This window comes from Bacteroidales bacterium (genome assembly GCA_023229505.1).
Taxonomy (GTDB): Bacteria; Bacteroidota; Bacteroidia; order Bacteroidales; family JAGOPY01; genus JAGOPY01.
In genome coordinates, this window is the sequence record JALNZD010000029.1 from 1 (window position 1) to 20,789 (window position 20,789).

The following is a 20,789-nucleotide window of genomic DNA, read 5'->3' on the forward strand; positions in this document are numbered from 1 at the left end:
GGTGTATACATGGTACGAGTGGAGACAGCAGCCGGTGTGACCACCCGCACGCTGACCATCCAGCGATAAACTGGAAAGTTTTCAGATCATGATCAAGGCCGGTTACCTCAGGTAGCCGGCCTTTTTTGTTATTTTTTACCATTATGCAACCAATTGGTTGATTTACATGTCTTACTAGTGCTTTCGTGTATATATTATAAAATGAGTATTCTAATAAAGTCCTTTATGTTGATGGCAGTACTATTTGTATTGTCCTCACAAAGACCCTGTGCCCAATATGTTGAGATTGGCAATGGGACGACTTACGGGACTTATCCTTCGTATTATGGCCCATGGGGCAACTACTGGGAAAATTGCAGGACACAGACCCTATACCTGGCTTCAGAATTAGGAGCCCCGACAGGAAAACTATTTACCAGCCTGGCCTGGAATTTTGAACAGATTCCTCCAGGAGCCAATTACTTGAGCAATGTTACAATTAAGATCAAGGAAACTGAGGATACTTCATTGACTGGCGGGGCATATGCGGATTTGACCGGTGCTACCCAGGTATTCTATGCTGCCAGCCTTGTTCCGGCAACATCAACAGGTTGGAAAATTTTCGATATAACTGATTATATATGGACTGGAACCAACAACCTGATCATTGAAGTTGTCTGGGGAGATAATGGCTATTATACAAGCCCCTATTTTCGCACTTATAAAACAAATGCAGTATTTGCTACCCGCATGCTTATCGGTTATGCTGATTCGCAAACCCCGCCTGATTACAGTGGTGCCAGCACCTGCTACGATAATATGCGCTTTTACTGGTCGCCGCTGACATTACCCGGAAACATTGAAGGGTATGTCTTTAATTATGATGGGTTAAGCATTTCCGGCGCAATGGTTGCCGTACAGAATGGTCCCTCGACCAATTCCGGCGCTGACGGACATTACTTCCTTACGGGAGTAAATTCCGGTGATCAGACGGTTGGCTGTGGCAAATCCGGTTATAACCCCACTTCGACGGTTATTAATGTCCCTTCCGGTGATACTGTCACCCATGACTTTACACTGACCCAACCAAACATGGTGATCAGCCCGCTTTATATCGAGGAAACCCTTAACCCGGGCGAATACTTCACCACCTCGCTGAATATTCTTAACAATGGCAACGGTCCGCTTGGCTGGCAGGCAACTGTAAATTACTTATCCATGCCTGTTACACCCTGCGATTACTCGATGGCTATTTATGCCGCTTATGACCGAAGCAACTGGTTGACGATGGATTCTTATAATGATACCGTGCTTCCATTCGGTGGCGTTGCAAATGTTCCAACCCACCTGGATGCCACCGGCACCAACCCTGGTGAAGTTTACACTGCCGAGGTTGTTTTTACCTCCAATCCTAACGTTGCAACTATTACCGTCCCGTTGACCATGACCATTTTGGGCAACGAACTGATAGCTCCGGAAAACCTGGAAGTTTCGCTGGTTGATGATGTTACTGGGAAAGTGGAACTTACCTGGGAATGGAACGGCGATTCTTTTCAATTCTTCATAATCAAACGAGACGGTGTGATCGTCGGAACAATGACCAGCCAGATCTATACGGGTATCCTGCCGGATTACGGTAACTATTGTTTTACGGTTCAGGCTGTTTATGATGAAGGATCTTCCTCACCAGCCGGCCCTTCCTGCATCGAATGGCCAAACCCGGTCCTGTATGTCGACCCGGATAACCTGGAAGGCTGGGTGTGGGTTGGTTTTACAGAAGATGTTTATACAACGGTTACTAACCTGGGTGTCGGGACCCTGGCTTATACCTTTCCGGAATTTGCCGCCCTGAACCTGTTGAATGACCCAAATATGCATAAGAACCAACCCGGTTCTCCTGTTGAGACCCGCTCGGATATTCAGAAAGGTGATGAGAGCTACAATGGTGCCGGTTACCCGGTAATCCTGGGCGCCGGTGGACCAGATGATTTCGGTTATATCTGGATCGACAGCGATGAATCAGGCGGACCAAATTACAGTTATACTGACATTTCTACCACTGGTTCACCGGTATGGGGTCTTAGTGATGACAATGTAGTCGGACCTTATAATATTGGTTTTGATTTCTCATTTTATGGCGAGAATAAAACCCAGTTCTGGGTCAACTCGAATGGAGTTATAGGTTTTGCTTCGACCTATATCACCTTAGGCAACACCGGCATCCCAACGAACAGTTCCACGTACAAAGATTTTATTGCATGGTTTTGGGATGATATGTATTTCAGGACCGGTACAAGCCAGGTCTTTTATCAGACATTTTCTGATAAAACGATCATTCAGTTCAAGAATTACGAACGTTATGGACAAGCCGGTTTTTACATCAATGCTGAAGTGATCCTTTACAGGAATGGTAAGATCATAATTATGTACGATGATATTGCAGCCGGTGTTACATTGAACAGTTGCACTGTGGGTATTCAGTCGTCAAACCCAGGCATTGGATTACAGGTATCCTATAATACAAATTACCTGCACAATGACCTGGCCCTTTTATTTAGCGTTCCGGCCGATTTTATAGTGGATGTACAGCCTGCTTTCGGGACCGTTATTCAGGGAAGTTCGAAACAGATCACCATCACATACGATTCCGAAGGATACAATCCGGAAGATTATGCACAGGATCTTTTATTGGAATCCAACGATCCGGACAACGCAGAATTTGTTATCGTTAACACGATGCATGTCTATGCACCGGCGCAGTTTGCCGGTACAGTTGCTGATCACGATGATGACATTCCATTGCCCGGTGTTTTAGTTACGGCCGGTCCATTCCAGACTACCACTGGTGACGATGGTCAATACAGCCTTTTTGTGGACGAGGGTAACTATATTGTAGTTTTTGAAAAACTGGGTTACATGACCGTAACGGTAGCAGATACTATTGCACTGCAAGGAGTGGTTACCCCGATCAGCACTGATATGTGGGATATGAACTACGCCCCTGGCTTTGTCCATGCTGATGTGATGGACGACAACACCTGGTGCGAAGTGACGTGGACCCTGCCTGACGGACCATATGAAATCGTGATGGACGATGGGGAAGCCGACGACTATTTCATCTATGCCCTGGCTGGAAGCTGGAACGCGGTGAAGTTCACTCCGTCAGGTTATCCGGCCACTGCGATAGGCGGCCAGATCTATGTCGGCGACGGCAACTTCCCCGGATCGTTCATTGGGACAGAATTCGGCATAGCCATCTTTGATGATGACGGTGCAGACGGCCTTCCAGGCACGATGCTCGACTCCAATGAGGTAACCGTAAACAATTACGGATGGGTAAGCTTCGACTGGTTGAGTGCACCAATTGAAGATGGCAGCTTCTATTTAGCCATGTACCAGGCCACAAACGCCCCGGATGCGGCCCCGATCGGCGTCGATCTTGACAGCCTGACCTATTTCAGGAGTTATAATAAATTCCAGGCGAATATTTGGAGCCTTTCTCCTCTCCAGGATTTTATGATACGTGCCTGGGTTGACGGTCCGGAAGGCGATGGTTTAACCGATAATGCTAATAAAGTATGGAGATCTGTTCCGAAGGTACCAGCCAAATGGCAGCAATATGCCAGGACCCAAAGCGGCATTTTGCCGAAGATTCTCCCGGGCTTTGAGTGTAACGATGTGACCTACAAGGGTGTTGAAGGCATGAGCAACCGTGATGTGACGAATTATCGCATTGGCCGGTATTCGGATTTCGACCCGAACGATTCACCAACGACCGGGAACTTGAGTGAACTGGCCGACACCGGAAGCCTCTTTTATGATGATTATGAATGGGCTGGATTGCCGCTAGGCTGGTATGCCTACGGTGTAAAAGCTATGTATACCAGTGGTCTCTACTCCAATTTCACGATATCCAACATTGTGGGCCATTTAATGGACTGCCGGGTAATCGTGAATGTGACTTTGTCCACGGGGCTGGAACCGGTAAACGTGGAGGTTGAACTGAAGGGATCAGATTATCCTTACGAAACCTTTATCGCTTCCACTCCTGCAAGCGGCACAGTATTGTTTGACCAGGTTTGGACAGGCCACTATGATATAAGTGCATTTAAGATAGGCTATGATAACTATTTAATTGAAAATACTTATTTCTCTGCTGAAAATGTGGTCAACATTATTCTGAGCGAGAAAAAGTACCCACCGACAAGCCTTTTAGTGAATCCGGTATCAATGGAAGCCACCTGGGATTCACCCTTGCGGACTGCAATTGAGGAGGGCTTCGAAGATACGCAGTTTCCACCACCTGGTTGGCAAAGTCTTACCGCAAGCGCGGGTTTCGGCTGGTTCCGCAGCAACGATGCAAGCAGTGCCGGCTTTGTCATCCCACCATGGGACAGCTACTATGCCGTTGTCAATAACGATACGGCCGGCTCAGTGAATAACGGATGCTGCGACTACCTGATCACGCCACCCCTTGACCTTCGGGAGAGCGAAGGTTATGCCTTATACTTCGATAGTTTTTATAATGGCGCTTATGGCCAGCTTGCATTTATTGAATACTCGCTGGATGAAGGTGCCACTTGGGAAGTTTTATTGTGGGTCATGCCCGACACGAGCTGGGCTGAAATGGAAGTAGATCTGTCAGCATTCAGTGGCCTGACTGGCCCTTCACAAATATGGATCGCATTTCATGCTGACAATGATGCAATGTGGGGATCAGGCTGGGCAATTGATAACGTGTTGGTGCAGGTACCTGCACCGGCAGCAACCTATCTTGATTTCTGGGTATTCCTTGATGACGCTTTTATGGGAATAACATCAGAAACTAACTGGAACTACGCACCATTATGGTACGGCAAGACCTACACGGCAAGTGTCGCGGCCCATTATTCCAGCGGATTATCATCTAAGGATTATTATACTTTCTTCTGTGAGTACCTTTTCCCGCCACGTAACCTGACAGGCAGCGCACCGGATGATGCAGCGATATTGATGTGGGATCCGCCACTTGAATTGTGGCCTTCATCAACCCATATTGATCAACGCGAACCGGCAGGCGATTTACCGGAGAACCTTCTTGGATATAACATATACCGTGACGGAGTATTTGTAGAGTTCACGAGTCATGTCGGAGAAATGGAACCTCAGGTATATGTGGATGAGGGTCTTGACCCTGGTATCTACCAATACTCTGCAACTGCCGTATACGATCTGACACCTTATGGTAATGACGGCGAGTCTGGCGAATCCACGGAAGATGGCCCGGCAGAAGTGGTTGTTGACTATTGCTATGACCTTGAATTCATGGAAACCTGGTCATTGGGCAGCTTTGAGGATAATGACTGGATAAGTGACGGGATCAACTGGTCAGTGAATGGCCAGGCTGGTAACCCTGCCCCTTCGGTGGAATTCACCTGGGACCCGATCCGGACAAATTATACTATCGCCCTTGAGAGTTACCCGCTATGTGCAGTTGGCATCACCGAAGGCAATATATGGTTGGATTTCGACCTGGCACTTTATATTGTCCAGCCAACGGGGGAGGAGATGTTACTGGCACAGGTTTGGAACTGGGAGAGCAAGACATGGACAACAGTGGCTGAATACAGCAATATAGACGGAAGCTTTGACTGGACGGCCGAAAATATCGACATCAGCGCCCAGGCGATGGACAAAGTGTTCAAGATCAGATTTCTGGCCATGGGTGTCAACTCACTCAACATCAGGAGTTGGTTTGTGGATAATATCCATGTCTACCGGACCTGCGCTGCACCAACTGAACTTACTGCAGAACCAGCCTTTGGCGAGGGAATCCTATTGACTTGGCTGCTTTCTGAAAATAGCAATATTGCAGCGGGGATGAATGCAGAAGATGGCTTAAGAGAATTGACAGGTTTCAACATCTACCGGAGTGTAAATGGCGGTGAATATATACTGATTGGAACATCATCAGAAATGACTTACATTGATCCGGAAGATGGCCTTGTTACAGGCTCAGTGAACTGTTACGAGGTAAGCTCGGTATGGGAAAGTCCAACCGACCAGTGTGAGAGTATTTTCTCTAATGAGGCATGCGCACTCTGGACAACGATCGCTAATTATCCTGATCCTGCTAAGGGCAGCTTCAATATTTATCCGAACCCGGCCAATGACCAGGCATTCATCACCTCTTCGGACGGCTTGAAGCGCGTAACCATATTTAACGCGACAGGACAGCTTGTCTTTGATCAAAATACCACAGGCCGGCAGTTTGAACTAAAAACAGCCGGTTACACTATTGGTCTATATATGGTACACGTGGAAACTGCAGCCGGAATAGGCACCCGCAAGCTGACAATCCGGAGGTAATCCGAATATCAAAATTCCCTACTTTTGCCCACTGACCGGATTATTCATGTTTTCAGTTCAAAATATCACTGTTCAATTTGGTGGCAGTCCTTTATTCAGGAATGTAAGCTTTATCATTAACCAGAAAGACCGCATCGGACTTGCCGGGAAAAATGGCAGCGGGAAAACAACTTTGTTAAGAATTATTATGGGACTCCATGTCCCTGACGAAGGAGAGGTGGTTATTCCCAACGATAAAACAACAGCCTATCTTCCGCAGGAAATACAACTCTATAATACTAAACCGGTCATGGAGGAGGCCATGTCTGCTTTTCAGGAGATCCGCGAACTGGAGCAGAAAATTCACGATATCTCCTATGAGATCACAAACAGGGATGATTACGATTCCAGGTCTTACCATCGCTTAGTCGACAGGTTATCAGAACTGAACGAAAAGCACCGGATACTGGGTGGGCATACGATGGCGGAAGATGTGGAAAAAGTTTTGACCGGGCTGGGTTTTCGTCGCGAGGAATTCAACAGACCATTGAATGAATTCAGTAATGGCTGGCAAATGCGTGTCGAAATTGCCAAGATCCTGCTCAAACGGCCTGACCTGGTACTCCTCGATGAGCCCACCAACCACCTTGATATCGAAGCTATTCAATGGCTGGAGGGATTTCTGGCTGATTATCCCGGAGCTGTTGTGCTGGTATCGCACGACCGTGCTTTCCTTGATAATGTGACCACCCGCACCATCGAAATAGAAATGGGCAAAATTTACGAATATAAGGCATCCTATTCGGAATACGTCCGCCAGCGGGAAACCCGGCTGGAAGGCCAAATGGCTGCATTTAACAACCAACAGCAGCAGATCAGGCAGATAGAGCGGTTTATTGAGCGGTTCCGCTATAAAAACACAAAATCAAGGCAGGTTCAATCCAGGATCAAAATGTTGGAAAAAATGGAGGAAATCGAAATTGATAAACTCGACACCTCTGTCATTCGCTTCAGGTTTCCGCCCGCACCGACGTCTGGTAAGGTTGTCGTAGAAGCGGAGAACCTATCGAAAAGCTACGGGCCCAAGCTGGTTCTCGATCAAAACAGTTTTGCGGCTATTAAAGGCGACCGCATCGCTTTTGTCGGACGGAACGGAGAAGGAAAAACCACACTGGCCAGGATTATCATGGGTGCTTTGGAACACGACGGGAAATTGCGCATTGGTTATAATGTCCTGATGGGTTATTACGCCCAGAACCCGGCCGAAATGCTCGACCCGGAGCTGACGATTTTCGAAACAATCGACAGGGTGGCGGTAGGGGATATCCGTTCGAAGATCCGCACTTTACTGGGTGGTTTTTTATTTGGGGAAGATGAGATAGATAAGAAGGTTAAAGTTCTCTCCGGTGGTGAAAAAGCCCGCCTTGCCCTGGCGAAATTGTTGCTTACCCCGGCAAACCTTCTTGTGCTCGATGAGCCTACCAACCACCTCGATATGCAATCGAAAGATATCCTGAAAAATGCCTTGATCCAATACGAAGGAACCCTTATCCTGGTCTCTCACGACCGTGATTTCCTGCAGGGGTTGACCAATAAGGTATTTGAATTCAAAGACACGAAGATCAGGGAATATATCGGTGATATTTACGATTTCCTGGAATCCCGCCGGATCAGGTCACTTAAAGAATTGGAGCTTAATACTGCCAGGCCGTCTTCTGCAAATTCCGGTACGGATCTATCGGATAATAAGCAGATCTACGAAAGAAGAAAACAACTTGAGCGGGATATAAGAAAAGTCTCCGGTCAGATTGAAAAGTGTGAAGTTAAAATCCATAACCTGGAAAATCTTATCAGGAAGTTGAATGAACGGCTTGCCGATCCGTCTAAAATGGTAAAAGGGGAAGATATTAACCAGGTCTACCAAAAATATACAGCCATGCAAAAAGACCTTGATGTTGAAGTGGTGAACTGGGAAAAATTAAACCTCGAATTGGAAAAACTCCAGGAACAGCGGGTTTCCATGAATTGATGAGACATTAAGAATTTCTTCCCATCAGGTGTTCAGTATAATTTTCAAGAGGTGCTTTATTTTCCTTCGCTACCTTTACAGCATTAAAAGCTTTACGGGCAAGCAGATAATATTCGCTGATCTTTTCTTCCGTAAGTTTTTTAACATCTGCGTCATCAAAGTATTTTAGGACCTTTTTTACTTTGATTTCAGGATCGATGGCAGAATTGGCATAGAGTTCCGCAAACTTTCTCCGGTCCTTCCCGGTTGCATGCTCCAGCGTTTTCAGGTATAAGTAGGTCTTCTTGTTAGCGATAATGTCGCCATATTGTTTTTTGCCGAAGACTTCAGCATTACCATAAGTATCAAGCAAATCATCACGGAGTTGGAAGAGAAGCCCGGTATAGATACCAAAGTCGAAAAGCTGCTGCTGATCTTCATCGGGGGCGCCGGCTGCAAGGCCTCCCAGCTTTAATGCAGCCCCGATCAGCACCGCCGTTTTCAGTCTGATCATTTCAAGGTATTCCGGAATGGTCACATCGTCCTTTTCTTCAAAATTCATGTCTAATTGCTGTCCTTCGCAAACCCCCGTGGCAGTAAGGTTGAAAACAGCAATGGCGGGTTTTATCAGAGGTTCAGGCAATCTGAGAAACTGCTCATAAGCTTTAACCAACATTGTATCTCCGGAAAGGATAGCCGTATTGGCATTCCATTTTTCATGCACCGTGGGCCTGCCTCTGCGGAGCGGAGCACGGTCCATAATATCATCGTGTATCAGGGAGAAATTGTGAAATATCTCAATTCCAAGGGCAGCCGGCATGGCCTGCTGAAGGTCACCTCCGTACATATCGGCAGCCATGAGCAACATGACAGGCCGGATGCGCTTACCGCCCATAGAAAAAATATAAGTAATTGGTTCATAAAGCTCATGCGGTTCCTTAAGAAAGTTTTCTTTGTCAATGGCCTCATTGATGGATTGTAAAAGATGTTCGGCTGTGTACATTTAAGGTGGGAAATTTTTCAGGTTGTTATTTTCTTTCAAGAAGGCCAAGCAAATACTGGCCATAACCACTCTTCAGCAATGGTTCGGCGACTTTTACCAATTGACCGGCATCGATAAAGCCCATCTGATAGGCAATTTCTTCTATACATCCTATTTTCAGGCCCTGCCGTTGTTCGATCACCTGGACATACTGTGATGCCTGGAGAAGTGATTCAAAAGTCCCTGTATCCAGCCAGGCTGTACCCCTGTCAAGGATGCCTACTTTCAGCCTGCCCTTCTTAAGGTACCACTTGTTTACATCGGTGATCTCGTATTCTCCCCTTGCGCTTGGCTTCATATTTTTTGCCACATCAACTACCGTGTTATCATAAAAATATAAACCGGGCACTGCAAAATTAGATTTGGGCAGCTTTGGCTTTTCCTCTATCGAAATAGCCTGATTTTTTTCATTAAATTCAACCACGCCATACCTTTCCGGGTCAGCAACATGGTAAGCAAAGACCATTCCGCCTTCGGGATTGTTGTTTTCAAGCAGCAACCTGTGCAATCCTGTTCCGTAAAATATGTTATCACCCAGGATCAAAGCGACCTTTTCTTGCCCGATGAACTTCTCACCAATCACGAATGCCTGGGCCAGTCCATTTGGAATTGCCTGCTCGGCGTAACTGAACCGGCAGCCTATCTGCTTCCCGTCACCCAGAAGTTTCTTAAAGTTTGGGAGGTCATATGTAGTGGAAATGATCAGTATTTCCCGGATATTAGCCTGCATAAGCACGGAAAGGGGGTAATAGATCATGGGCTTATCGTAGATCGGCATCAGTTGCTTGCTGATGGCCATTGTGATTGGGTATAGCCGGGTTCCCGATCCCCCTGCGAGGATAATTCCTTTCATAAGTTTAAATGTTTTTTCCTTTTTGCTCCTTGTTTTCAATTTCCAGTTCTTCCATTTCAATGTCTATTTCTTCATCAAAATAGTCGAGAAGAGGTTCCTTGAACTTCTTGGTTGTAAGATGTTTGTCAAGACTTAAGAGAAAGGATGGAAGAATAAAAAGGTTGCATAGTAAGGCCATCAGCAAAGTAAAGGAGATCAGGTATCCCAGAGCTGAAGTTCCGCCAAAAGAGGAAAAGATGAAAATGGCGAAACCGAAAAACAGCACGCTGGAGGAGTAGATCATGCTGAATCCGGTCTCCTTTAAAGCGGAAATGACTGAGGGCTTGATCTTCCAGTTATTGAACATAAGATAAAGCCGGTACCGTGACAAATACTGAATAGCATTATCCACAGAAATACCTAAAGCAATGCTGAAGATAAGTATGGTGGATGGTTTAATGTTGATACCCAGGAAACCCATCATACCGGCTGTCATGATCAGGGGGATCAGGTTGGGAATGAGTGAAATGATGATCATTCGTGCCGAACTGAAAAGCATGGCCATTAAAGCCGAGATCAGGATAATGGCAAGGATAAGACTCATTGCCAGGTGTTTCACCAGGTATTTGGATCCCTCCAGATAAACAATGCTTGTTCCCGTAAGGATCACCTTATAATCAGAGGGCGGGAAAATAGAGTCGATGCGGGGTTTTATATCATCCTTGATCCTTTGTATATCAACGGTAGAAATATTGGCTAATTGCGAGGTGATGCGCGTAACCTGCATATTGGTATCCAGGAACGAATTTAATATGGTACGTTTGCCCTCCTCCATTTTGGGAAGATACCTTATCATGAAATTCAGTTCCTGGGTGTTGGGCAGGCCGTAATAGCTTGTATCACCGTTGTAAAACGCCTGGCGGGCAAATTTTACCACATCGGTGATAGATAATGATTTGGAAATTTCCGGATATTCCGAAAGTACTTTCTGCACCTCGTCTATTTTTTCAATAGTCGAATATTTCATAACCCCTCGCTTCTTTTCTGTATCGATGGATATCTCGAAAGGCATGACACCTTTGAAATTCTCTTCGATGAAAGCCATATCGCGGTAAATCGGGTCGCGGCGGGTAATATCATCCACTATCCTCCCGACGCTTTTCAGCCTGGTGATACCTGCAAAGCCAATGATGACCAACAGTATGGCAATCACGTAAATCAGGGTCCTTTTGTGTTCCACAATTCTGACAACCCTGGTAATGATATGAAGGACCAGGCCTGACTCCAAATGAGCCACATGGCGTGATTTCGGGGCAGGAAGATAACTGAAGATGATCGGTACAAGGAATAAAGTGAGCACATAGGCGGTCAGGATACTGATGGAAGCCAGGATACCAAATTCCACCAGGATTTTATTCCCTGTGATGATAAAGGTGGCGAAACCGGCTGCAGTTGCCGCATTGGTAAGCAGGTTTGTGGTTCCGAGACGCTGGATCATCCTCGACAGCGCTTTTACCTTGTTGCCGTGAAGCCTGAATTCATGGTGGAACTTGGTGAGCATGAAGATGCAGTTTTCCACCACAATTACAATGAGCAAAGGCGGAATGATCGCGGTGAGTATTGTCACTTTGTAACCCAGCAGGACATTTAACCCAAGGATCCATGCCACATTGATCAAAACGATGAGCAGGGTAAAAAGTGCGATCTTGAAAGAACGAAAGAATACAAGCAGGATCAGCACGGTAAGGATTAAGGCTGCGACGACAAAAATGACCTGTTCTTTCTGTAATTTTTCCGCGACTTTAATCCTGATATATGGCAGGCCTGAATAATGAACCTGGATATCATGATTTTCCCCGAATCTATTGGTAAGATCTACGATGTCTCCGACCAGCCTGACCCTGTTTTTATTCTTCAGTTTATCTTTGTCGAGGGTGACCATCATCATCGTGGCACCTGTCTTTTTATTGATCAGAAAACCCTGATAAAACGGGATTGACAAAACTACATCCCTTAAACTGTCAAGTTCAGCCTGGCTTCTCGGTTTGTCACGGAAAACCAGGTTGAAATTGAGCTTTCGCAAACTGTCATCTTTCTCCAATTGATAGATCCTGGCCAGCGAAACCACTTCTCCCACCCCTTCCATCGCTTTAATCGAATAAGTAAGGTCCCACCAGTCGTTAAATTGTTTCAGGGAGAATAACTTATCGCTCTTAATACCGATGAACATGACCGCTCCATCTTCTCCAAAAATTTCTTTGAAATGTTGGTACTCGATACTGGTCGAATCAGAAGGCGGAAGCATCTGGTTGAAATCATAAGAAATCTTAAGACCAGTGGCCAGGTAACCCATGATCATTGTCAGGCACAGGATAACTATAAGGTTGGCAAGCCTATTGCGCAGAATGAATCTGACCAGGAACTGGGACATGAATGAAAATTATTTTGACTTTGTAATAGTTTTGCACAAAATTTGGTGCAAAGTACTTGTTTTTCCGTATTACTGAATCCAAAGTTAGTTTTTTTTTCAACTTATTTAATTTAAAATTTTTTGATTATGATCAAGATAAAATACATCTTTTCCCTCGTCCTGGTTTTCGGTTACATGGGTTTTCAGGGATTTGGTCAGACGACAGCCAATTACGACGGGAATATCAGCCGTATTGTGGGCAAGATCCATCAATACCCCGGTCGGACGAAGGACTTGGATGAGCTTAAGGAAAATTATTTCCTGGCGAACAAAATTGACCTTGACCTGATCCATAGCTTGCTGAGCACCGGGCAACCCGACATCTGGTATGAAGTTTATCAGACATACAGGAAAATGGATAGCAGGCAAAAAATGGTCATGACAATACCTGAAAAAACTTACCTGCTCTTAGGTTTTGAAAATAAAGACTATCAAAATGACTTAAATGAGTCAAAATTTAAAGCCACTGCTTACTTATATGCCCATGCGGAGAAATTGCTGCAGGATGTGAAACCGGAATCTGCCCGGCAGGCCTACGATGAACTGGTGAAAGTGGCCGGGATGATTGATTCATACAGAAATCTTGACAAACTTATCCGTAAAGCCATCCTCGGCGGGGCAACGAATGTGGTGTATGAAATGCATAACCGGACTGGTAAATTGATCAGCTCTTCGATGATTGACCAGTTATCGATCATCATCTGGGAATTTAAGAAAGCAAGATATGGCCAGGTTAAGCCGGCCGAAGACGATAATTCCTATGCTTTCACCCTCCGGGTTATCCTGGATGACATGAATATCGGCTCTGACCAGATAAAGAAGCTGGAATACCAGGAGGAACGTGATCTTTACCAGGGTGAAACGGTAGTTGATACCATCCGATGCCTGATCGAAGAATCCCGCCAGCTAAAAAGGGCACAACTTAGCGGAAGCCTTGAATATTTCGACCCAAGGATTGGGCAGGTCATTAACAGTGTATCGATTAAAGTGGAGACTGTCTTCTCAAATGCTTATGCCACCCTCCAGGGAGATCCAAACGCAGCGGGGGAAGCCACCCGGCAACTGCTTATTTCCAAAAAAGCGGCCTATCCTTCGGATGAACAGATGATCCTCACGGCAACGGAAGAATTTGCCAAAAAGGCCCGGGAGATCATTCTCGCCGAATGATCCCTTACCAGTTCAGGATCTTGTTGAAATCATAATTTTCAGGATCAGGAATGTACTTCCTGGCGGCTTCGTAATCGTTTTCCGTAATAAACTGCATATTATGGTTGTACACCATCATCACCTTCTGGGAGTAGATGTTAACCATCCTGGGTTTCACTTTTCCTTTCTCGTCGGCCACATCCTTCAGGAACAGAGGATGTATATCCCCTTTTGGGTCAGAAGTAACCATACAAGCAGTTAGTCCTTCATCGAATAATTTTTTGACTCCAATACCCAGCAGGGAACAATACATCAGGTCGAAAGCGGAAGGGGTGACGCAACGCAATTCGTAACCCAGCTCTTCCGGGCGGCTCTTCACAGAGATGTTCAGTTCCTTGAGCCTGCGCTGCAACAACAGGTTAAAGATATGGGACTTGCTCACATTTCCCAGCTCGGGATGGCCGTGATCGTCATAAGTAAAATTGATATCTGTGGATTCGATCTCTTCATCGGTCATAAAATGAAAAACGCCTTCGCTGATAATGGCCACGCCATAACTGATGCCGAGAATTTTTCTTTTGATGATGGAAGAGATGATCATCCGGGTGATCTTATCGAAAGAGATGGTTGATTTATTGAACATCTCGGGGATGATGATCATGGGAAAATGGCAGGCGCCGCCAATGCCGAATGCCAGGTGGCCGGCTTCCCTGCCCATGGCCGAGATCACGAACCAGTTGCCGCTGGTGCGGGCATCTTCGTAAATGGTCGAAGCAATCCGGACCCCTTCTTCTTTTGCCGACTGGTAGCCGAAAGTGGGCTGTCCTTCAGGCAAAGGAAGGTCATTGTCGATAGTTTTGGGCACATGGATATTCTGGATCTTCACGTGGTGGTTCGACAGGTATTTTGAGATCCGGTTAGCTGTCGATGCGGTATCATCTCCACCAATGGTGACAAGCAGCCTGACGTTATTTTTTACGAAAAAATCAGTATTGAATTCATCGTCATTCGGTTTATGACGGCTCATGAGCAGCGCCGAGCCTCCCTGGTTTTTGATTTTGTCGGCCAGTTCAAAATCGAATTCCTGTAATTTGGGATTCGGGGTAAATATCGTCTTATAACCTTCATGCACCCCGATAACCCGGTATCCGTCTTTCAGAAATACTTTTGCGATGGCGCTGATCACCGTGTTGATGCCTGGCGCGGGGCCTCCGCCGGCAACTATGACAATGGATTCTTTCATATTGGGATAGATTTTTTTTATTGTTCGAGGGTGCAAAAGTATGAAGATTTGCCTGAATTTCCGACCCTATCTGACCACATATTGTACGACGGTCCGATTATGCTGCTCCACCAGTATTTGTTTACCCTGCAATACAAGCTCTGCAGCTTTCTCATTGAAATGCCTGATGGTGATCAGTTCCAGCCCCTGGTTATACCTGGCGGCGTAATTTTCCTGCAGTTCCCGGATCAGGTCCTGGAAATTCGGATGGTCATCGATGCAGAACGACAGGGTCAGTGCGGAGTTCTGGATGATGTTCATGTGGATCGAAAAACGCGAAAGCAGGGCGAAGACATCATTAAACACTTGCTCGTTGATGAACGAAAGATCACGGGTAGAAACCGATATAAGAACCTGGTCGAATTTAAAGATAAAGCTGGGGATTGATGTGTCGAGCTCAGCGCCGGCGTGGATCAGGGTGCCGGGCACCTTCGGGTTGATGAATGACCTGACCTGCAGGGGAATCCCTTTGTTTTGAAGCGGCTTGACAGTTTTCGGATGGATGACCTTGGCCCCGTAATAGGCCAGTTCAGTCGCTTCGGCATAGGAGATCTGGTCGAGTTTGATCGTCTGGCGGAAATGTTTGGGATCGGCATTCAGGATACCGGGCACATCTTTCCAGATGATCACTTCAGTAGCGTCGAGCAGGCTGGCAAAGATCGAAGCCGTATAATCGGAGCCTTCGCGGCCCAGGGAAGTGCCCCGGCCCTGTTGATCGGAGCCGATGAAACCCTGTGTCACGACTAAGGGACGTTTTCCGTCGCCCTTGTCCAGCAATGGCATGATTTCCCTGCCGGCATTCGCCTGGCTGGCCTCCCAATCAACGGATGCTTCCTGGAAAGCCGAATCGGTTTTCAGGATGCGGCGTACATCAATCCAGTTATTTTCCAATCCGGCGCTGATTAAGGCATGGCTTACTATCTTGCTGGAAAGTAATTCACCATAACAGATAATCTTGTCGTAGAATTCGGAATAGGAAGCCGGTGGTTCCCGGAGGATAATTTCATATAATTCATCCCATAAAACCTGTATTTCTGCATAAACAGGATGGCCCGGGTCAGGAAACAGTCCTTGAAGGATTTCCTGGTGATAATCAATGATCTTCCCGGAAATCTCCCGGGTTTGTCTTTCCCCGTTAAAACGGCTGGTAATAAGCTTTTCGATGGCATTGGTGGTTTTTCCAAATGCGGAAACGACGATGATGAGCGGCTCACCGGGGAACATACCTATGATAGCGGGTATCTTTTTCACCGCTTCCGCTGAATAGAGGATGCCTCCGCCGAATTTGAAAACTTTCATCAGGTAGAATTCGTCAATGCTTCAGGCAAAAATAATACATTTGCGGAACTGTTCGGGTAATAGGTAGCTTGAAAACAGAAGAACTTATCAGATTATACGCAGCCACCCCGCAGGTGCTGCAAATGGTTGACATGCTGAAGAACCAATCCACGCCCAGGATTTTCCTGAAAGGGCTGACCGGTTCTTCCCCCGCGCTTATTAAAGCCGCGGTATTCCACCATTTGCAGCGGAACCACCTGGTGATCCTCAATGATGCCGAATCGGCCGCCTACCTGTATAACGACCTGGAAACCCTCTTCCAGGAAAAGGGACAGCCATATGAACATAAGAATACGCTGTTTTTCCCGACTGTTTATAAGCGTCATTTTGAGTTCGACAGGCCTGACCGGACCAATATGCTGATGCGGTCGGAGGTGCTGAGCCGGATTGTATCTTCTCCGAAAAAAGCCATTATCGTCAGTTATACCGAAGCCCTCACCGAAAAGGTGGTAAGAAAAAAAGTACTCACTAAAAACACGCTGAGGCTTAAGGTAGGGGAGAAAGTGTCGCTTGATTTCGTAGCTGACATGCTCAATGAATATGGTTTCGACCGCGAGGATTTCGTTTATGAGCCGGGCCAGTTCTCCATCCGCGGCGGTATCCTCGATGTCTTTTCTTTCGCCCATGACTATCCCTTCCGGGTAGAGTTTTTTGGGGAAGAAGTGGAATCCATCCGGTCATTCGATCCCGCCTCGCAATTATCCATCGACAAAATGGACCGGATTACCATTCTGCCCGACCTGTCGGAGCGCCTGGAGGTCGAATCACGGGAGTCGTTCCTTTCTTTTCTGCCGGCGGGAGCAATGATCTGGGTGCAAGACTTACCAGGTCTTAAAGACCTGGTAAGTCTGCACCAGCAGAAATTGCAGAAATTGCTGGATGCTGACACCGCAGGCATTTACCCCGCTAACCTGAAAGACCACTTCGTCGGGCCAGATGAATTCATGCGGCAATTGCTCGAACACGCTATTGTCGAATCAGGCAGCCGTCCGTACCTGGAACCGGGACTCCAGCCCGAATTCGATATCCGCCCGCAGCCATCTTTCAATAAAAACTTCGACCTGTTGACCGCCAACCTGGAGGAAAATTCAAAGGAAGGCATCAGCAATTATATCCTTTCGGAAAATCCCCGCCAGATCGAAAGGATCTATACGATCTTCGAGGACCTCATGCATAGCCGGCAACAGCCAAGGAATTTCGAATTCTCCACCCTGAATATTTCTTTACATGAAGGATTTATTGACCGGGACCTGAATCTGGCGCTTTACACCGATCACCAGATTTTCGAGCGTTATCACAAGTTCTACCTCAAAGACAGCTACAGCAGCCGGGAGGCCATTACCCTCAAAGAGCTTTACAACCTGAGCCCCGGGGATTACGTCACGCACATCGACCATGGCATCGGCCGTTACGACGGGCTGGAAAAGATCGATGTCAACGGCAGGCAGCAGGAGGCCATCAGGATCATTTATAAGAACAGCGACCTGTTGTATATCAGCATCCATTCCCTTCACCGGATATCCAAATATATCGGCAAGGAAGGGACAGAGCCGAAGATGGACCGGCTGGGGTCGGGCGCATGGAACCGGTTGAAAATCAAGACCAAGAACCGGGTCAAAGACATTGCCAAGGAGCTTATCCAGCTTTATGCCCAACGGAAAAGTGCTGAAGGATTCCCGTTTTTACCTGATACTTATCTGCAGACTGAGTTGGAAGCTTCTTTTATTTATGAAGATACGCCTGACCAGGAAAAATCCACCGCTGATGTCAAGGCCGACATGGAGAAGACGTTCCCGATGGACCGCCTGATCTGCGGGGATGTGGGGTTTGGCAAGACCGAGATTGCGATCCGCGCTGCTTTCAAAGCGGTTACCGACAGCAAGCAGGTCGCCGTGCTGGTTCCTACAACCATCCTCGCTTTGCAGCATTACAAGACATTCCGCGAAAGGCTGAAGGATTTTCCCTGCTCTGTCGATTACATCAACAGGTTTAAGAGCCAGCAGAAGCAAAAAGAAACCCTGAAAAGGATAGCGGAGGGGAAACTGGATATCCTGATCGGCACGCACCGCCTGATCAGCCAGGATGTCAAATTCAAGGATCTCGGCCTGCTGATCATCGATGAGGAGCAGAAGTTCGGCGTCGGAGCTAAGGAAAAGCTCAAACAAATGCGGGTTAATGTTGACACGCTTACCCTTACGGCTACTCCCATCCCGCGGACTTTGCAGTTTTCCCTGATGGGCGCCCGTGACCTCTCGATCATCAACACTCCGCCGCCAAACCGCTATCCAATCCAGACCGAGGTGCGTCCATTCAGCGAGGAAGTGATCCGTGAAGCTATCCTTTACGAAGTATCGCGTGGAGGACAGGTGTTTTTTGTGCATAACCGGGTCATGAACATCCATGATGTAGAGCGCATGCTTTTGAGATTTTTGCCCAACATCACGATTGGCGTGGCCCATGGCCAGATGGACGGATCGCATCTTGAGAATGTGATGCTCGATTTCATCGATGGGGTATATGATGTATTGCTGGCCACGTCCATTATCGAATCAGGCCTCGATATCCCGAACGTCAATACGATCATTATCAACGACGCGCATCACTTCGGCCTCAGCGACCTGCACCAGTTGCGCGGCAGGGTGGGGCGTTCCGACAGGAAAGCTTTCTGCTACCTTTTGTCGCCGCCGGTTTCCGTGCTGACCGACGAAGCACGCAAACGGCTCAAGGCTATCGAAGAATTTTCGGACCTCGGCAGCGGGTTCAACATCGCCATGCGCGACCTGGATATCCGCGGGGCGGGCAACATCCTGGGCGCGGAGCAGAGCGGGTTTATCTCCGAGATCGGCTTTGAGATGTACCATAAAATCCTCGACGAGGCCTTACAGGAACTAAAAGAGACTGAATTCAGCGAGCTTTTCAAAGATGATAAGCCCAGGCCTTTTGTGAAAGACTGCCAGATCGAGACCGACTTGGAGATCCTGATCCCGGGCGATTATATCACGAATACCACCGAAAGGCTCATCATTTATAAAGAGCTCGACAGCATGGAAACCGAGGAGGCGCTGGTAAAATGCCGGGAGCGGATAATTGACCGCTTCGGTCCCGTGCCGAGGCAGACAGAAGAGCTGTTCAACACCATCCGTTTGCGCTGGCTGGCGAAAAAGGCCGGATTTGAGAAGATCGTTCTGAAGAACGAGCGATTCATCGGCTATTTTATTAGTAACCAGGATTCCCCTTATTATCAATCCGAAGACTTCGCGGCCATGCTACGTTTTGTGCAGGCCAATCCATCCATCTGCCGGATGAAAGAAAATGAGACCCGGCTGTCGCTCACATTCAGGAATGTCAGGAGTGTGGGGGATGCAATACGGTTGATGCGGGGGATGAACGGATAAAGGACCTGGAATGAAACCAAAGAATTTTCAGATTTGGTGCAATTTAAATATGACATTTTCACTATCTTTACGAAAAACAATCAGAAAATGATAACAAAGGAAAAGCTAATCCAGGTGATTAATAAAATGCCTGAAAGATTTAGCATAGATGATATTATTGAAGAGCTTGTCCTATTAAGCAAAATTGAACAAGGATTAGCCGATGTAGAAGCAGGAAGAGTGTATGCCGAAAAAGAAGTTGAGAAAAAGATGGAGAAATGGCTGAAATAATATGGACATATAAAGCTTACGAAGATTACAAAAATATTATTGAATTTATAGCAAAAGATTCAGAGCATTTTGCCTCACTAATGGCAAAAAAGATTTGGCTGGAGATAAAAAGGATTGAGCACAGTCCAAAGGCAGCAAGAATGGTTCCTGAAGCTGGTTATGATCCTGAAATAAGGGAATTTATCTTAGGCCAATATCGAATTATCTTTCAATTTAAAGAGAAAAAAGCCTTCCTTTTAACAATTCATCACAGTTCGAGAAATTTAAAGAAGAAATCGCTCCTGGCTCAGGTAATAAAATAATCTATTCCTACAACCTACTGTCTGTAGGAAAACGAAACCCAGCTGTCGCTTACATTCCGGAATGATTGGAGTTTGGGGGATGCGTATAGGTTGCTGAAGGGGACGGGCGGCTAAAGAAGATTTAGCATGAGGTTTAGTGATTCATATCTGCCAAGATTTCCAATGAAAGGAGCCGGGTAATCTGTTTTAGTTACATAAAGAAATAAAACGCCGGAATTTCCTTAACTTTACGTGAGTTATTTCAAAATAATGGATCTTTCATAAAATGCTACGCTTGATCGCCTATCTACCTGCCTGATAGTATGTGTCATGGACTGCTTGGATGGCGGGTAGGAGATGGTTGTAGATAAGTATTTAAGCGATTGAGTTAATTCGAAATCTTATAAATTCTATAACTG

At 46.6% G+C, this 20,789-nt stretch carries 11 protein-coding genes; 6 read left to right on the forward strand and 5 right to left on the reverse strand.

The window, feature by feature from the left end; translation table 11 throughout:
- The first annotated feature begins 231 nt into the window (after nucleotides 1–231).
- Both M0Q51_10965 and M0Q51_10970 read left to right on the forward strand, forming a co-directional pair.
- The gene (locus tag M0Q51_10965; protein ID MCK9400498.1) at nucleotides 232–6,327 is read left to right on the forward strand and encodes a T9SS type A sorting domain-containing protein; all 6,096 of its coding nucleotides are present in this window, start codon (nucleotides 232–234) and stop codon (nucleotides 6,325–6,327) included.
- A 46-nt stretch (nucleotides 6,328–6,373) separates the two neighbouring features.
- Nucleotides 6,374–8,335, forward strand: a complete 1,962-nt coding sequence (locus tag M0Q51_10970) for an ABC-F family ATP-binding cassette domain-containing protein (protein ID MCK9400499.1) — start codon at nucleotides 6,374–6,376, stop codon at nucleotides 8,333–8,335.
- Between the two features lie 7 nt (nucleotides 8,336–8,342).
- Here M0Q51_10970 and M0Q51_10975 read toward each other — a convergent pair whose 3' ends face one another.
- The 3 genes from M0Q51_10975 to M0Q51_10985 are packed head-to-tail and all read right to left on the reverse strand — an operon-like array spanning nucleotide 8,343 to nucleotide 12,619.
- Nucleotides 8,343–9,317 (reverse strand): polyprenyl synthetase family protein, encoded by a 975-nt coding sequence (locus M0Q51_10975; protein MCK9400500.1) that lies wholly within the window; start codon nucleotides 9,315–9,317, stop codon nucleotides 8,343–8,345.
- 25 nt (nucleotides 9,318–9,342) lie between these two features.
- Nucleotides 9,343–10,209 carry a glucose-1-phosphate thymidylyltransferase RfbA gene (rfbA, locus tag M0Q51_10980; GenBank protein ID MCK9400501.1) on the reverse strand — a complete coding sequence of 289 codons (867 nt, stop codon included), beginning with the start codon at nucleotides 10,207–10,209 and terminating at the stop codon, nucleotides 9,343–9,345.
- 4 nt (nucleotides 10,210–10,213) lie between these two features.
- Complete coding sequence (locus tag M0Q51_10985) at nucleotides 10,214–12,619, reverse strand: MMPL family transporter (GenBank protein MCK9400502.1); 2,406 nt, start codon at nucleotides 12,617–12,619, stop codon at nucleotides 10,214–10,216.
- Between the two features lie 126 nt (nucleotides 12,620–12,745).
- Here M0Q51_10985 and M0Q51_10990 point away from each other — a divergent pair, with 126 nt between their 5' ends.
- Nucleotides 12,746–13,825: a hypothetical protein gene (locus M0Q51_10990; protein MCK9400503.1), complete on the forward strand. Its 1,080-nt coding sequence runs from the start codon at nucleotides 12,746–12,748 to the stop codon at nucleotides 13,823–13,825.
- Between the two features lie 4 nt (nucleotides 13,826–13,829).
- On the opposite strand, the gene M0Q51_10995 is transcribed toward M0Q51_10990, so the two are convergent.
- Together M0Q51_10995 and M0Q51_11000 are read right to left on the reverse strand one after the other, a co-directional pair.
- Nucleotides 13,830–15,047 carry a 6-phosphofructokinase gene (locus M0Q51_10995; protein MCK9400504.1) on the reverse strand — a complete coding sequence of 406 codons (1,218 nt, stop codon included), beginning with the start codon at nucleotides 15,045–15,047 and terminating at the stop codon, nucleotides 13,830–13,832.
- 66 nt (nucleotides 15,048–15,113) lie between these two features.
- On the reverse strand, nucleotides 15,114–16,385 hold the full coding sequence (locus tag M0Q51_11000; protein MCK9400505.1) for an aspartate kinase: 1,272 nt from the start codon (nucleotides 16,383–16,385) through the stop codon (nucleotides 15,114–15,116).
- A gap of 68 nt (nucleotides 16,386–16,453) precedes the next feature.
- Here M0Q51_11000 and mfd point away from each other — a divergent pair, with 68 nt between their 5' ends.
- The 3 genes from mfd to M0Q51_11015 all read left to right on the forward strand — a co-directional run bounded on the left by mfd (nucleotide 16,454) and on the right by M0Q51_11015 (nucleotide 20,391).
- Entirely contained in the window at nucleotides 16,454–19,819 is a 3,366-nt protein-coding gene (mfd, locus tag M0Q51_11005; protein MCK9400506.1) for a transcription-repair coupling factor, read from the forward strand.
- Nucleotides 19,820–19,906: 87 nt separating this feature from the next.
- Entirely contained in the window at nucleotides 19,907–20,089 is a 183-nt protein-coding gene (locus M0Q51_11010; protein ID MCK9400507.1) for a hypothetical protein, read from the forward strand.
- A complete protein-coding gene (locus tag M0Q51_11015) occupies nucleotides 20,077–20,391 on the forward strand; it encodes a type II toxin-antitoxin system RelE/ParE family toxin (GenBank protein ID MCK9400508.1) in 315 nt (104 codons plus the stop codon). Before M0Q51_11010 ends, M0Q51_11015 begins: the two co-directional genes overlap by 13 nt.
- The last annotated feature ends 398 nt before the right edge of the window (nucleotides 20,392–20,789 follow it).

Coding starts and splice junctions, on each gene's coding strand:
- M0Q51_11010 (MCK9400507.1), top strand. CDS start 19,907: ATGATAACAAAGGAAAAGCTAATCCAGGTGATTAATAAAATGCCTGAA.
- M0Q51_10965 (MCK9400498.1), top strand. CDS start 232: ATGGCAGTACTATTTGTATTGTCCTCACAAAGACCCTGTGCCCAATAT.
- rfbA (MCK9400501.1), bottom strand. CDS start 10,209: ATGAAAGGAATTATCCTCGCAGGGGGATCGGGAACCCGGCTATACCCA.
- M0Q51_10975 (MCK9400500.1), bottom strand. CDS start 9,317: ATGTACACAGCCGAACATCTTTTACAATCCATCAATGAGGCCATTGAC.
- M0Q51_10990 (MCK9400503.1), top strand. CDS start 12,746: ATGATCAAGATAAAATACATCTTTTCCCTCGTCCTGGTTTTCGGTTAC.
- M0Q51_11015 (MCK9400508.1), top strand. CDS start 20,077: ATGGCTGAAATAATATGGACATATAAAGCTTACGAAGATTACAAAAAT.
- M0Q51_10985 (MCK9400502.1), bottom strand. CDS start 12,619: ATGTCCCAGTTCCTGGTCAGATTCATTCTGCGCAATAGGCTTGCCAAC.
- M0Q51_10970 (MCK9400499.1), top strand. CDS start 6,374: ATGTTTTCAGTTCAAAATATCACTGTTCAATTTGGTGGCAGTCCTTTA.
- M0Q51_10995 (MCK9400504.1), bottom strand. CDS start 15,047: ATGAAAGAATCCATTGTCATAGTTGCCGGCGGAGGCCCCGCGCCAGGC.
- M0Q51_11000 (MCK9400505.1), bottom strand. CDS start 16,385: ATGAAAGTTTTCAAATTCGGCGGAGGCATCCTCTATTCAGCGGAAGCG.